Below are 13206 nucleotides of genomic sequence, written 5' to 3' on the forward strand. Positions count from 1 at the left end.
TCCCTTGGATGCGCGCAGGCGATTGCCTATAACAGAGTCACTGCTCGATAGGTTTCTTGCCTGTATGAAACCTGCCTCAATGACTTAACGCCCGCTTCGTGCGGGCGTTTTTTTTTGGCTCCATGGCTGGGGTTGGCCAAAGGCTGATCGCCGGGGCCGCGTTTCCCGCAAGCATCAATCCTGAACCGCGCGCCGCCGTCTCTGCACAAGGTTTGGTCAAGCTGTAAAGGGTCCCCGCGCGCGGCCCCGTGCCTGGGCAAGTCCCCGCCAACCGGTCGCGACAGCCGTCCCCCACCCCGGGCACCGCGCCAAGACCTTTGTCATTCTGCATCTGCGTCGTTACCTTTGCAGGTGCAGAATCTTCGCGAGAATCAGGGGAGCCAGACCATGTCGCTCAAAGGAAAAACCGCCATCATCACCGGGTCGAATTCGGGCATCGGGCTCGGTGTCGCATGGGAGCTGGCACGGGCGGGCGCGGATGTGGTGCTCAACAGTTTCACCGACCGGGATGAGGACCACGCGATCGCCGCCGAGATCTCGGCCGAGACGGGCACTTCGGCCCGCTATATCAAGGCCGATATGTCCAAGGGCGACGAGTGCCGCGCGCTCGTCGAGACGGCGGGCACATGCGACATCCTCGTGAACAACGCGGGCATCCAGCATGTCTCCCCGATCGACGAGTTCCCCGTGGACAAGTGGGACGCAATTATCGCCATCAACATGAACTCGGCCTTCCATACCAGCGCTGCCGCCCTGCCCCTGATGCGCGCCGCGGGCTGGGGTCGGATCGTCAACATCGCCTCGGCCCATGGCCTGACGGCCTCACCCTACAAGGCGGCCTATGTGGCGGCGAAACATGGCGTGGTCGGCATGACCAAGACCGTGGCGCTTGAGACCGCGCAGGAGCCGATCACCTGCAATGCCGTCTGCCCGGGCTATGTCCTGACCCCGCTTGTCGAGGCGCAAATCCCCGACACGATGGAGAAATACAATATGGGCCGCGAAGAGGTGATCAAGAAGGTCATGCTCGAACGCCAGCCCTCCAAGGAGTTCGCCACGGTCCAGCAGCTGGGCGGCACTTGCGTGTTCCTCTGCTCCGATGCGGCGGCGCAAATCACCGGAACCACCATCTCCGTTGACGGTGGCTGGACGGCGCTCTGACGCCATCCGTGCCAGTCTGAGCCGACGGGAGATCGCAACAAGGGAGGCCGCCCCATGGCGCGCAAACGGATCAATCTGGCCTTGCAGGGCGGCGGTGCCCATGGCGCCTTCACCTGGGGCGTGCTCGACCGCCTGCTCCAGGAACCGGATCTGGAGATCGCCGCGATCTCCGGCACCTCGGCGGGCACCCTGAACGGTGCGGCGGTCAAGGCGGCGCTGGCCAAGGGGGGCAGCCATGAGGACGCCCGGGAAAACCTCGATTGGCTCTGGGGTCAGATCGGCGGGATCCACGATACCCGTTTCGCGCCGTGGCTCGAGGTCTTCCCGCCCAGCGTTATCGCCGCGGCCCTGGAATACTCGCCCTATGCGGTGCTGGCCGAGACGATGGAGCAGTTTGTCAGCCCCTATGACACGCCCTTCGGCGCTCAGAACCCCCTGTCGCGCATTGTCGAAAAGTTCGACTACGACAAGATCTGCTGCGATTCAGGGCCGAAGTTCCACGTTTGCGCGACCAATGTCCGGACCGGCAAGCTGAGGGTGTTCTCGGGCATCGAAATCGGGGCTGATCCGATCCTTGCCTCCGCCTGCCTGCCGACCCTGTTCCGCGCCGTGGAGATCTTCGATCCCGTGACCGACCGGATGGAGAGCTATTGGGATGGCGGCTATTCCGCGAACCCGGCGCTCGAGCCTCTGACGCAGGATCCGGACCTGCCTGGAGACGTGGTGATCGTCCATATCAACCCGCTCTACCGCGAAGAGATCCCGAATTCGGCCAAGGAAATCTCCAACCGGGTCAATGAGATCAGCTTCAACTCCTCCCTGATCCAGGAGCTGGCCCATATCCAGTCGATCCACGAGATGCTGGAGGATGGGCGCTTGGTCAAAGGCACGATGAAGGACGTACTGATCCATATGATCGCCGATGACGGGCTGATGGTGACGCTCTCGGAGGCGACCAAGATCTATCCCAATCCGGCGGTGATCCTGTCGCTCAAATCCGCCGGGCAAGAGGCGGCGCAGGCCTTCCTCGACCGGGACCTGCCCTCGGTCGGCGTCCGCCCGACCGTGGATCTGGCCAAGATGATCTGCTGAGGCTCAGGGCGTCTCGCCGCGCCGCTCATGGGCGGTTTTGGTGGCGTCCCAGGCCATGAGCGAGGGCACGATCCCGTCGATCATCCGATCCGGCGCGAAGGGGCCGTAGGAATTGGCCCCCACCGCGAAGTTCACGCCCACATCGGCCCCGGGCACCTCCCGGAACTTGATGACGAAATCATCGGTGAAGTTGAACAGGGTGTTCGCGATGATCTGGCGCAGATCGCTCTGGCTTGCGCCCGGGGGCTGATCGCGTCCCCAATCCACATTCACCCGAATGGCAATGGAGCTTGCCTCGCCGGGCACGCGCACCAGCTGTTCCTTGGTGATCCCAAGGGGGCGCAGCGTCGGATTGTCCGTGTATTTATAAAGCAGATAGGCACTGGTGGCCGGCAGCGCCGTACACACAATGATCGTCAAAAGCGGGTTATACCGGCGGTGGAAATTTTGCATCGACCCAAGATCCCTTCGCGAATGCCGACAGCATCGCGCGCCCGGTTTGAGAAACCGTTAAGAATTCTGATCGAAACGTTTACAAGCTGCGGCAAAACGGCCCTGCGCGGGCCGTTTTCGCGTCTTCAGCCGAGGGAGTAGCCCGCACCGCGCACGGTGCGCACGGGATCATCGCCCCCATGCTGGCAGAGTGCCTTGCGCAACCGCCCGATATGGACGTCCACCGTACGGGTATCCACGTAGATATCGCGCCCCCAGACCCGGTCGAGCAGTTGCTCCCGCGACCAGACGCGGCCGGGCTTTTCCATGAAAGTGGCCAGCAAGCGGAACTCGGTCGGCCCGAGCTTGAGCGCCTGCTCATCGCGGAAGACCCGGTGGCTTTCGGCATCGAGCAGGATGTCATCGAAGGTCAGCTGCTGTCCCACGGTCGAGGGCCGCACCCGCCGTAGCTGCGCCCGGACCCGGGCCATGAGCTCAATCACCGAATAGGGTTTGACCACGTAATCATCCGCCCCGGTCTCCAACCCGCGCACCCGGTCCACCTCCTCGGAGCGCGCTGAGAGCATGATGATCGGGATCCCGCGCGTGTCGGGCTTGGATTTCAGGCGGCGACAGACCTCGATCCCGGAGACGACCGGCAACATCCAGTCGAGCACGATGATATCCGGGCGCTCCTCATCCACGAGGAGCATGGCCTCATCGCCATTCTCGGCCTCTGCCACGCGGAACCCCTCGGCATCGAGGTTATAGGACAGCACTTCGCGCTGCGCCGGTTCATCCTCTACGAGCAATACGGTGGGCTGCTCGGGCATCTTGGGACCTCGCTGGGGTTACTTGACGCTGGTGCGGTCGAGTTTCGGGCGGTCGTCATCGGGGATCTCGCCGCTGACCATGTAGATGACCTGCTCGGCGATGGAGGTGACGTGGTCGCCCATCCTCTCGATATTCTTGGCGATGAAATGCAGATGCATGCAGGCCGTGATATTGCGCGGATCTTCCATCATATGGGTCAGGAACTCGCGGAAGAGCGCGTTATACATCTGGTCCACTTCCTGATCGCGCAGACGGATCGCTTCGGACATCTCCACATCGAGGCGCAGATAAGCGTCGAGCGCATCGCGGAGCATCATCTCGACATCCTTGGCCATGCGCTTGATGGAGCCAGCGGAATTGCCCACGGGCTGCAGCTGCACAAGGATCGAGGTGCGCTTGGCCATGTTCTTGGCATAGTCGCCGATCCGCTCGAGATTGGCGGACATCTTCATTACCGTCAGCACCACGCGCAGATCCCCCGCCGTGGGCGCCCGCAGGGCGATGAGACGCGCGGCCTCCTCGTTGATCTGCTCTTCCAAGAGGTCGATCTGCTTGTCGCGTTTGCGGACCGTCTCGGCGAGCTCCTCGTCGCGTTCCGCAAGCGAGCGGGCCGCATCGACGATCTGCTCCTCGACCATCCCGCCCATTTTCATGATCAGGGCCTGGATCGCTTCGAGATCCCGGTCAAAGGCCGAAGCGATATGCGCGCTATCAATAACCATTAGCCGATCCGTCCTGTGATGTAGCTCTCGGTGCGGGGGTCTTCGGGGTTGGTGAAGATCGTCCCGGTCTCGCCGTATTCGACCAGATTGCCGAGGTGGAAAAAGGCCGTGCGCTGGCTGACGCGCGCGGCCTGCTGCATGGAGTGGGTGACGATCACCACCGAGAAGTTCTGGCGCAGCTCGTCGATCAGTTCTTCGACCTGAGCGGTCGCGATCGGGTCGAGCGCCGAGCACGGCTCGTCCATCAGAAGGACCTCGGGGCTCGTCGCCACGGCCCGCGCGATGCAGAGACGCTGCTGCTGCCCGCCCGAGAGACCGGTGCCCGGTGCATCCAGCCGGTCCTTGACCTCGTTCCAGATTGCCGCGCGACGCAGGGACTTCTCGACGATCTCGTCCAGCTCCGCCTTGTTGCGGCTCAGCCCGTGGATCCGGGGCCCGTAGGCCACATTGTCATAGATCGACTTCGGAAACGGGTTCGGCTTCTGGAACACCATGCCGACCTTGGCGCGCAGCTGCACCGGGTCGACCTTGGGATCGTAGATATCCTCGCCATCGATCCGGATGTCGCCTGCGATCCGGGCCACGTCAATCGTGTCATTCATCCGGTTCAGGCAGCGCAGAAAGGTCGACTTGCCGCAGCCCGACGGGCCGATGAAGGCGGTCACGGTCTTGTCGAGGATATCGACATCCACATCCTTGATCGCGTGGGTGTCCCCGTAGAACACCTGAACCCCGCGGGCGGCAATCTTCTTTTCTTCCTGCACTGCTCTCTCCGTCAGACGCATATCGTTCATGGGTCGCTCTCCCAATTACCAGCGGCGCTCGAAGCGACGGCGCAGTAGGATCGCGATCGCGTTCATGATGAGCAAAAAGACGAGCAGCACAATGATCGCGCCAGAGGCACGCTCGACAAAGGCGGGGTCGGACCGTTGGGTCCAGTTATAGACCTGCACCGGCAGGGCCGAGGCCGGATCGAAGAACCCTTCGGGCGGACCGGCGGGGTATTCGCGGACAAAGGCCACCATCCCGATGAGCAGGAGCGGCGCGGTCTCGCCCAGAGCTTGGGCCAGACCGATGATGGTCCCGGTCAGGATGCCAGGCGCTGCGAGGGGCAGCACATGGTGGAAGACCGATTGCATCTTCGAGGCACCAATCCCCAATGCCGCGTCCCGGATCGAGGGCGGCACGGATTTCAGCGACGCGCGGGTCGAGATGATGATCGTCGGCAGGGTCATCAGCGTCAGCACCAAACCACCCACGATGGGCGCCGATTGCGGCAGACCCGCGAAGTTGATGAAGATCGCCAGACCCAGGATCCCGAACACAATCGACGGCACCGCCGCGAGGTTCGAGATGTTCACCTCGATCAGGTCCGTCAGGCGGTTCTTCGGCGCGAATTCCTCGAGATAGATCGAGGCGGCCACACCGATGGGCAGCGCCAGGCAGAGCACCACGAGCATCATGTAAAGGCTGCCGAGGATCGCCACACCGAGACCTGCCGCCTCGGGCCGCTGACCAGAGGCATCCGGGTTGGTGAAGAAGGACCAGTTGAACCGCTTCTCCAGCGTGCCGAGCTCCTGCAGGGCATCGGTGAGCAGCAGTTGCTCGGGCGAGACGTTCTTGTCGAGCGCCGCGGTCTCCATGGTCACGCGGCCCTTGAGGTATCCATCGATCCGGCCATTCGCCAAGAGCTCGAAGGTCTGTGTCGTGCCGACCACCTCGGGGTTGGCCAGAACGAAGTTGCGCAGCTGGGCCGGGGCATCCTTTGAGATGATCGCGCCGGCATCCTTGGTGCTGAGCCCTTCGATGGCGATCCCGTTCTCTTCGAGCTTCTTGCCCATCGCCGTGGCGATCAGCGGCGCGTAGCCGAAGGTCGAGACCTTGCGCATCACCGCCAGATCACGCGCGCCGGATTTGTCGAGCTTCTCCTCGAGCAACTCGATCTCCAGCGTGACATAGGTTTGCTGGAACGCGCTCAACCCGTTGGAGAGGATCGAGGCCAGCAGCAGGACCAGCGCGAGGATGCCGGTGACCACGGCGGCCATGCCATACACCTTGAACCGGCTCTCGGCCGCGTTGCGTTTCTTGGTCCGCGCGTCCTGCACCAGCAGCGAGGACTTCTTGGGCTGGGACGGGGCGGCCCCGCCGAGGCTTGCGTCGCTCATTCGTACTGCTCCCGGTACTTGCGGACAATGTATAGGGCGAGAACGTTGAGCCCCAGCGTGATGACAAAGAGGGTCAGACCGAGCGCAAAGGCCACCAGCGTCTCAGGCGAGGCGAAATCCGTATCCCCCGTCAGCTGGCTGACGATCTTCACCGTCACCGTGGTCATGGCCTCGAACGGGTTGAGGTCGAGCTTGGCCGCCGCCCCTGCCCCGAGGACCACGATCATGGTCTCGCCAATGGCGCGGGAAGCCGCCAGCAGGATCGCCCCGACAATGCCCGGCAGGGCGGCGGGAATGACAACCTGCTTGATGGTCTCGCTCTGGGTCGCGCCGAGGCCCAGGGAGCCGTCGCGCATGGCCTGAGGCACGGCGTTGATGATGTCATCGCTGAGCGAGCTGACAAAAGGGATCAGCATGATGCCCATGACGATGCCCGCGGTCATGACGCTGGAGCTCGACTGGCCCAGCCCCATGGGCGAGGCGAAATAATCCCGCAGGAGCGGCCCCACGGTGATCAGCGCAAACAGGCCGTAGACGATGGTCGGGATGCCCGCGAGGATCTCGATCAGCGGCTTGGCCACCGAGCGGATCTTGGGTCCGGCATATTCCGACATGTAGATCGCGGCGAAAAGCCCGATCGGCACGGCCACCAGCAGCGCGATCAGGCTGATATAGAGCGTGCCCCAGAGAAGCGGGATGATCCCCAGCTCCGACGCCCCGCCCCGGCCGCTGAAGCTCGGGTTCCAGGTCGTGCCGAAGAAGAAATCGGTCCACTGGTACTGGGTGAAGAAGTTCCGCGTCTCGAACAGCATGGAGAGGATAATGCCCAGCGTGGTGAGGATCGCGATCGACGAGGCAATGATCAGCAGGGCCAGGATTGCCGCCTCAACCGTGTTGCGGGCGCGGAAATCCTTGTGGGTGCGCAGAACCGAGATGCCGAGCCCGATGGCGGCGATGGCGAGCACCACGACGCTCATCCAGGAGCCGAGCGAGGCGTTCATCGCGCGGTAGCTTTGCGCCGCCTGCAAGGTCGCGGCCTCGACATTGCTGCCAAGGGCCACGCCCACTTCGCCCAGCCGCTGCCGGACATCGGTGAGCTCGGCGCGGATCGCGCGGGCTTCCTCTTCGGACATGGCCCCTTGGGCCACGGCAGCATCCAGACCCTCGGCAATGCGGCGGACATCACTCATCACCAGCGACAGGCTGCTATCCTCGGCAATCGCCGTTTCGGGGATCAGAGAGGAGACGCGGCTTTCGATCAGGCCGGGCTGCACCAGCAGCCACACGACCATGATCATCAAAGCCGGTGCTACGGTGAAGAGAACGACATTCATGCCGTAATAATTGGGCAGCGAATGCAGGGCGCGGGCATCCCCGCCAGCCGCAGACATGGCCCGTTGGCGACCCAGCACGTACCCGGCGATGGCCAGGACGAGAATGGTCACAATGATCCAGAGAACCGGCATTTACGCTCCCACCGTCAAATGAATTGTCTTTAAAGACACCGAGAGGGGCGGAACCCCGCCCCTCCTTTGTCAGATCCGACTGGCTTACATCGCCTCGCCGGAGGCCACGACGGCCTGGGTGTCGCCCAGCTCAGGGTCAGACACGAGACCGTAAGCGGCCAGCGGGCCATCGGGGCCGGCGATCTCGTCAGACACGAAGAATTCTGCGAATTCCTGCAGGCCCGGGATCACGCCGATATGCGCTTTCTTGATGTAGAAGAACAGCGGACGGGAAACCGGATACTCGCCAGCGGCGATGGCTTCGGTGGTCGGAACGATGCCGTTCATGGTGGCCACGGTCAGCTTGTCGGTGTTGTTCTCGTAGAAGGCCAGACCGAACACGCCGATGCCGTCCTTGTCACCGTCGATCCGTGCGAGGGTCTCGGTGTAGTCGCCGTCGATATCCACGGAGCGGCCATCGGTGCGCAGCGCCATGCACTTCTCTTCTGCGGTGTCCTCATCCACGCCGCTGTCGAGCATGGCCTGGAAGAACCCACCGTCTTCACAGCCCTGCAGGATCACCTTCTCTTCGAAGACTTCGCGGGTGCCGTGCTTGGTGCCGGGCACGAAAGCCTGGATTTCCTGTGCCGGGAAGGCCGGGTTCACTTGGTCCCAGGTGGTGAATTCGTTGGCAACCAGCTCACCATTGATGAAGTGCTCGGCGGCCAGGGCCTTGTACCAGTCTTCGGGGGTGAACGCGAAGGACGGGCCGTTGATGTCGGAAGCAAAGACGATGCCGTCATAGCCGATGCGCACTTCCACGATGTCGGTCACGCCGGCTTCGGCACAGGCGGCAATCTCGCGGTCGCGGATCTTGCGGGACGCGTTTGCGATGTCGATGGTGGTCTCGCCCACGCCTTCGCAGAAACGCTTGAGGCCAGCGGAGGAGCCGCCGGATTCAACGACCGGTGTCGGGAACTCGAAGTTCTCGCCGAATGCTTCAGCCACGATGGCAGCATAGGGCAGCACGGTGGAGGACCCTGCCACCTGAACCTGGTCGCGCGCGGAAGCGGCAGTGGCCGCAACAACGGCAACGGCAGCAACAGAGGCGGCGAGTTTTACATAAGACATAAGATTGCTCTCCTAGGTAGGTCTGAAGGCGCCGTGTGATCCGGCACTCGCTGGTGTCCTAGGCGCCTTTGGCAATGCTTTTGTTAAAGTTTTGTAACGCTTTTATGACGGCCCGGAATGTCGCAGGGCGCCGCTGTCATTTTGGGAGGGTCTTCGCGTTCAAAGCAGGGTCAGGCAACCGGGATTATCACGGAAAAACAGGAGCCTGTGCCCTGCTCACTTGTGATGCTCATCCGGCCGCGATGGCGCTGCACGATGTGTTTGACGATGGCCAGACCCAGCCCCGTCCCCCCCAGTTCCCGTGAACGATGGGCATCGACTCGGTAAAACCGTTCCGTCAGGCGCGGAATATGGTGGGAGGCGATTCCCGGACCGTGGTCCTGCACATCCACCCGCAGGCTCCGCGTGCGCAGATAGAGGTCCTGGGGCGCGACAGAGAGGGTCACCTCCACAGGCGCAGTCTCCCCGCCATATTTGAGCGCGTTCTCGATCAGGTTGTTGAAGACCTGGCGCAGCTGATCCGTATCGCCACGCACCTTGTCGAGGGTCGGATCGACACCGCTGAGATCAAGCTTCACCCGCTCCCCTGCCCCATCCGTCGACAAGGTGGCGACCGAGGCGCTGAGGATCTCGCCGAGATCGACCGTGGCATCGGGCATCTGACGCTCCGAGAATTCCACCCGGCTCAGTGAGAGGAGATCGCCGACCAGCCGGTTCATCCGCTGCGCCTCCCGCGCCATGACCGACAGGAAACGCTCCCGGGCGGCGGGGTCCTCGCGCGCGGGCCCCTGTAAGGTGTCGATGAACCCCAGAAGCGCTGTGAGCGGCGTGCGCAATTCATGGCTCACATTGGCCACGAAATCGCGCCGCATCTGACCTGCCTCATAGACCGGCGTGACATCTTCGAGAGAGACCAGAACACCGGTCGGATCGCTCCCCTCCAGAAGCGCTGCGGTCACCCGAAACTTCCGCTCGCTGACGGGGCCGGAGACCGTGTATTGGCCGACCACCTTGCGGCGTTCAGAGACCGCCGCATCGATGGCGCGCAGGATCGCGGGCTGCCGCAAGGCCGTCACATAGTGGCGGCCTTCGATCTCGGCCCCGAAGATCTCGCACGCGCCCTCATTCGGCACCTGCACTCTGAAATTCGCGCCCACAAAGAACGCCGGAATCGGGATCGCCGACACGATTTTTCCGATTTCGATTTCGGCCATTGTCGCCACCTCATGCCTGTTGCGCGGCAAGGTTTCTGACGCGCACGTCAAAAACAAGCGGCTTTTCATTCAAATCGCCATGGGCCACATTTTTCTCAGGGTAGGAGAAAACGCGGTGCGTAGAAAACAATTGGCCTCGAAAACGGCCGGTGAGGGATAGAGGATTACATGCAAGACAGGACTGATCTGCGTTCAAAAGTGCTCCGGCCTGCGCAATTCAATACCCAGACGAATGTGTCCCGTCCGGTGCTCTGCATCGATCTGGCGCCTGCGCAAACGCAGCTTGTTCGACGCCATCTGGCGGAGCCTGACGCCCCGTTGCAGCCCCTGCATTACGGCGCGCTTGGTGATGACAGCCTCATGAAGTATCGCCCGGAACTGGTCGTAACGCCCTTGTTTTCAGAGCGTTTTGACGCGGTCGACGTGGCCGAGGCTCTGGCCTTCGCGGGCTATTATGGAGAGCTGTGGGCGGTCGGTCCGGCGCTGCCCAACCCGCGGCTGATCGAGCGGGAATTACGCGATGTGGCCCAGAACATTCTCTGCCGTCTCATCGTCGAGGATGCCGCAACCCGCACCGGAACCGGCGACTGATTGCCGATGCGGCGCATCGCCGCTCAGCGTTGTTTACTTACCGGAAACAATGTGCTGATTCGGAGATGCAGTAGTCGCTGATGCACCGTTCTACCCCTAGTCCTCGGCGGGTCCTTGCCTAAACTTGTGTTTTTCTCGCAACAATTCGCGGTGCAGGTCGCAAAATCGTCATGCGCTTTACGCCGCGTCATGTTCGGGCTCAGACCGCGCTGAGACCCGCGCGGAAGCGTCGCATATTCGCTTGGTAGCCTTCGGCAGACAGAAGCAATCCACTCTGCGCTGCAGCATCAAGCGTGCGGACGATTTTACCCGGCGCGCCCATCACAAGACTGCCATCGGGGATCTCCTTGCCCTCGGTGATCAAGGCCCCCGCCCCGATCAGACACCCGGCCCCGATCTTGGCGCCGTTCAGCACGGTCGCGCCCATGCCGATCAGGCTGCCATTGCAGATCGTGCAGCCATGGAGCATCGCTTTGTGCCCGATCGTGCAGTTCGTCCCGATGGAAAGCGGAAAGCCCATATCGGTATGCAGAACGCAGGCCTCCTGAATGTTGGAGCCGGCGCCGACACGGATCTCCTCGTTGTCGCCGCGCAGGGTGGCACCGAACCAGACGGAGCTGCCCTCCTCCATCACGATGCGCCCGATCAGGTTGGCATCTGGGGCGACCCAGTAATCGCCAGAGGCGGGAAACTCCGGGGCGATCTCGTCCAGTGCATAGATCATAGCTTGTCCTCCTCGAATTCCTGCTGAAGCCCGCGCACATGCCCCTGCAGACCCGGCTGCTGGGCCCGGCGCAACCGCTCGGCAGACACAATGCATTTCAACTGGGCCTCGGTCTCGTCGATATCCTCGTTCACCAGCACGTAGTCATAGCTGTCCCAGTGGCTGATCTCGTCCCAGCTTTTCTGCATGCGTTTGCCGATCGTCTCTGCCGTGTCCTGACCACGGGACTCGAGCCTGCGGCGCAGCTCACGGATCGAGGGCGGCAGGATAAAGACCGAGAGCGTGTGCTTGCCCAGATCCGAGTTCCGGATCTGCTGAGCGCCTTGCCAGTCGATATCGAAGAGCACATCGCGCCCGGCGGTGATGGCCGCCTGAACCGGCGCGACCGGGCTGCCATAGAAGTTCCCGAACACGTGGGCATGTTCCAGCATACCCCCCGTGCCCACCAACTCGCGGAACGCCGTCTCGCTGAGGAAGGTATAGTCCTTGCCATCCACCTCGCCGGGGCGCGGCGCGCGGGTGGTGGCCGAGACGGAGAACGACAGGGTCGGGTCCCAGGCGATCAGGCGCTTGGCCAAGGTCGATTTCCCGGCCCCCGAGGGCGAAGACAGGATGATCAGAAGTCCCCGTCGCGACAGATGTAGGTTCACCGGCGTCCCCCCGTTTCGGCCATTTTGCTCGCCCCGTTCTTAGAGGGCGCGCCGGGGCGCGGCAACCACGGGGCGATCACTCGAGGTTTTGCACCTGCTCGCGCATCTGGTCGATCCGGACCTTCATATCGAGGCCGATCCGGGTCAGTTCCGTGTCATTGGCCTTGGAGCAGAGCGTGTTCGCTTCACGGTTAAATTCCTGCATCAGGAAATCGAGTTTGCGCCCCATCGGGCCATCCCCGTTAAGAATTTCGCGCGCGCCGGAAATATGGCTCTCAAGGCGCTCCAACTCTTCAGCCACATCAGCCTTAACAGCCAGCAAGGCCAGTTCCTGCGCGATCCGGGCCGGATCCGGGGCCTCTTGTCCCGCCAGATCAAGCACGGATTGCAGGCTCTTATTCAGCTGCACCGCCTGCCGATCCGCCCGTTGAGGCAGCAGAGCGTGGGCCGCCGCGACCATCGCCTCGAGCGCGTCCAGTGTGGCGCGTAACGTCTCCGCCGTGCTCTCCCCCTCCCGAGCGCGGGAGGCGATGAACTCAAGGCAGGCCAGATCGAAATCCGCCAGCAGCGCATCGCGCAACGCCACGAGCGCGTCCCCATCCGGTTGCGCGACTTCGCTGACACCTCGAAAACTCATTATTTCCAGCGCATTAGGTGCCGGGAGCGCCAGGTCATGCCCTTGCGCGCGGCGGTTCACCATCGCGATGGTCGCCAGCGCAGCCTCCAGCGCCGTCTCATTGATCGCTTGTGCCGTGTCCTGCTGCCGGGCCAGCCGGAGGGAGACAGTGACCGAGCCCCGGGTTACTTGCCCGCCCATGCGCTTGCGCAGGGTCTGATCGAGCCCCGGCAGCCAGTCCGGCACGCGGATCTTAAGGTCAAGACCCCGGGCGTTCACGGATTTCAGGTCCCAGGTCCAGACCCAGTCCCCCAGCGCCCCTTCGCGGGCCGCGAACCCTGTCATCGACCTAGTCACGCAGATTAACCATTGGCAAAAAATACCGATGCAATTTTCGCGAATTTCCCGGTATTAAGACTTGAGTAATCA

The 13206-nt window shown here is 62.8% G+C and carries 14 protein-coding genes; 3 read left to right on the plus strand and 11 right to left on the minus strand.

Annotated features, from left to right (window positions below; all coding sequences use genetic code 11):
• The first annotated feature begins 387 nt into the window (after positions 1 to 387).
• Together ACP153_RS06180 and ACP153_RS06185 are read left to right on the plus strand one after the other, a co-directional pair.
• The gene (locus tag ACP153_RS06180) at positions 388 to 1161 is read left to right on the plus strand and encodes a 3-hydroxybutyrate dehydrogenase (RefSeq protein ID WP_424970109.1); all 774 of its coding nucleotides are present in this window, start codon (positions 388 to 390) and stop codon (positions 1159 to 1161) included.
• A gap of 54 nt (positions 1162 to 1215) precedes the next feature.
• Entirely contained in the window at positions 1216 to 2253 is a 1038-nt protein-coding gene (locus ACP153_RS06185) for a patatin-like phospholipase family protein (protein WP_424970110.1), read from the plus strand.
• Positions 2254 to 2256: 3 nt separating this feature from the next.
• On the opposite strand, the gene ACP153_RS06190 is transcribed toward ACP153_RS06185, so the two are convergent.
• The 8 genes from ACP153_RS06190 to ACP153_RS06225 all read right to left on the minus strand — a co-directional run bounded on the left by ACP153_RS06190 (position 2257) and on the right by ACP153_RS06225 (position 10196).
• Positions 2257 to 2706, minus strand: coding sequence for a hypothetical protein (locus ACP153_RS06190; RefSeq protein ID WP_424970111.1), 450 nt, complete (start codon positions 2704 to 2706; stop codon positions 2257 to 2259).
• Between the two features lie 125 nt (positions 2707 to 2831).
• The gene (gene phoB, locus ACP153_RS06195; protein ID WP_424970112.1) at positions 2832 to 3518 is read right to left on the minus strand and encodes a phosphate regulon transcriptional regulator PhoB; all 687 of its coding nucleotides are present in this window, start codon (positions 3516 to 3518) and stop codon (positions 2832 to 2834) included.
• Between the two features lie 18 nt (positions 3519 to 3536).
• Positions 3537 to 4241, minus strand: coding sequence for a phosphate signaling complex protein PhoU (gene phoU / locus ACP153_RS06200; protein WP_424970113.1), 705 nt, complete (start codon positions 4239 to 4241; stop codon positions 3537 to 3539).
• Positions 4241 to 5035, minus strand: a complete 795-nt coding sequence (gene pstB, locus ACP153_RS06205) for a phosphate ABC transporter ATP-binding protein PstB (RefSeq protein ID WP_424970114.1) — start codon at positions 5033 to 5035, stop codon at positions 4241 to 4243. Before pstB ends, phoU begins: the two co-directional genes overlap by 1 nt.
• A 15-nt stretch (positions 5036 to 5050) precedes the next feature.
• Positions 5051 to 6406, minus strand: a complete 1356-nt coding sequence (pstA, locus tag ACP153_RS06210) for a phosphate ABC transporter permease PstA (RefSeq protein ID WP_424970115.1) — start codon at positions 6404 to 6406, stop codon at positions 5051 to 5053.
• Complete coding sequence (gene pstC, locus ACP153_RS06215) at positions 6403 to 7872, minus strand: phosphate ABC transporter permease subunit PstC (RefSeq protein WP_424970116.1); 1470 nt, start codon at positions 7870 to 7872, stop codon at positions 6403 to 6405. The genes pstA and pstC overlap by 4 nt, the downstream gene beginning before the upstream one ends.
• 84 nt (positions 7873 to 7956) lie before the next feature.
• Positions 7957 to 8982, minus strand: coding sequence for a substrate-binding domain-containing protein (locus tag ACP153_RS06220; RefSeq protein ID WP_424970117.1), 1026 nt, complete (start codon positions 8980 to 8982; stop codon positions 7957 to 7959).
• A gap of 170 nt (positions 8983 to 9152) precedes the next feature.
• A complete protein-coding gene (locus tag ACP153_RS06225) occupies positions 9153 to 10196 on the minus strand; it encodes an ATP-binding protein (protein WP_424970118.1) in 1044 nt (347 codons plus the stop codon).
• A gap of 168 nt (positions 10197 to 10364) precedes the next feature.
• Here ACP153_RS06225 and ACP153_RS06230 point away from each other — a divergent pair, with 168 nt between their 5' ends.
• Positions 10365 to 10787 (plus strand): hypothetical protein, encoded by a 423-nt coding sequence (locus ACP153_RS06230; protein WP_424970119.1) that lies wholly within the window; start codon positions 10365 to 10367, stop codon positions 10785 to 10787.
• 199 nt (positions 10788 to 10986) lie between these two features.
• Here ACP153_RS06230 and ACP153_RS06235 read toward each other — a convergent pair whose 3' ends face one another.
• The 3 genes from ACP153_RS06235 to ACP153_RS06245 all read right to left on the minus strand — a co-directional run bounded on the left by ACP153_RS06235 (position 10987) and on the right by ACP153_RS06245 (position 13122).
• Complete coding sequence (locus ACP153_RS06235; RefSeq protein WP_424970120.1) at positions 10987 to 11511, minus strand: gamma carbonic anhydrase family protein; 525 nt, start codon at positions 11509 to 11511, stop codon at positions 10987 to 10989.
• Positions 11508 to 12161, minus strand: coding sequence for a guanylate kinase (gene gmk, locus ACP153_RS06240; protein ID WP_424970121.1), 654 nt, complete (start codon positions 12159 to 12161; stop codon positions 11508 to 11510). Before gmk ends, ACP153_RS06235 begins: the two co-directional genes overlap by 4 nt.
• 76 nt (positions 12162 to 12237) lie before the next feature.
• Positions 12238 to 13122 carry a YicC/YloC family endoribonuclease gene (locus ACP153_RS06245; protein ID WP_424970122.1) on the minus strand — a complete coding sequence of 295 codons (885 nt, stop codon included), beginning with the start codon at positions 13120 to 13122 and terminating at the stop codon, positions 12238 to 12240.
• Positions 13123 to 13206: the final 84 nt, after the last annotated feature.

The organism is Dinoroseobacter sp. S76 (assembly GCF_049801095.1).
Classification (GTDB): Bacteria; Pseudomonadota; Alphaproteobacteria; order Rhodobacterales; family Rhodobacteraceae; genus Dinoroseobacter.

What these genes read in the sequence shown, in the direction of transcription:
- ACP153_RS06180 (WP_424970109.1), top strand. Translation starts at nt 388, where the DNA reads ATGTCGCTCAAAGGAAAAACCGCCATCATCACCGGGTCGAATTCGGGC.
- ACP153_RS06185 (WP_424970110.1), top strand. Translation starts at nt 1,216, where the DNA reads ATGGCGCGCAAACGGATCAATCTGGCCTTGCAGGGCGGCGGTGCCCAT.
- ACP153_RS06190 (WP_424970111.1), bottom strand. Translation starts at nt 2,706, where the DNA reads ATGCAAAATTTCCACCGCCGGTATAACCCGCTTTTGACGATCATTGTG.
- phoB (WP_424970112.1), bottom strand. Translation starts at nt 3,518, where the DNA reads ATGCCCGAGCAGCCCACCGTATTGCTCGTAGAGGATGAACCGGCGCAG.
- phoU (WP_424970113.1), bottom strand. Translation starts at nt 4,241, where the DNA reads ATGGTTATTGATAGCGCGCATATCGCTTCGGCCTTTGACCGGGATCTC.
- pstB (WP_424970114.1), bottom strand. Translation starts at nt 5,035, where the DNA reads ATGAACGATATGCGTCTGACGGAGAGAGCAGTGCAGGAAGAAAAGAAG.
- pstA (WP_424970115.1), bottom strand. Translation starts at nt 6,406, where the DNA reads ATGAGCGACGCAAGCCTCGGCGGGGCCGCCCCGTCCCAGCCCAAGAAG.
- pstC (WP_424970116.1), bottom strand. Translation starts at nt 7,872, where the DNA reads ATGCCGGTTCTCTGGATCATTGTGACCATTCTCGTCCTGGCCATCGCC.
- ACP153_RS06220 (WP_424970117.1), bottom strand. Translation starts at nt 8,982, where the DNA reads ATGTCTTATGTAAAACTCGCCGCCTCTGTTGCTGCCGTTGCCGTTGTT.
- ACP153_RS06225 (WP_424970118.1), bottom strand. Translation starts at nt 10,196, where the DNA reads ATGGCCGAAATCGAAATCGGAAAAATCGTGTCGGCGATCCCGATTCCG.
- ACP153_RS06230 (WP_424970119.1), top strand. Translation starts at nt 10,365, where the DNA reads ATGCAAGACAGGACTGATCTGCGTTCAAAAGTGCTCCGGCCTGCGCAA.
- ACP153_RS06235 (WP_424970120.1), bottom strand. Translation starts at nt 11,511, where the DNA reads ATGATCTATGCACTGGACGAGATCGCCCCGGAGTTTCCCGCCTCTGGC.
- ACP153_RS06245 (WP_424970122.1), bottom strand. Translation starts at nt 13,122, where the DNA reads ATGACAGGGTTCGCGGCCCGCGAAGGGGCGCTGGGGGACTGGGTCTGG.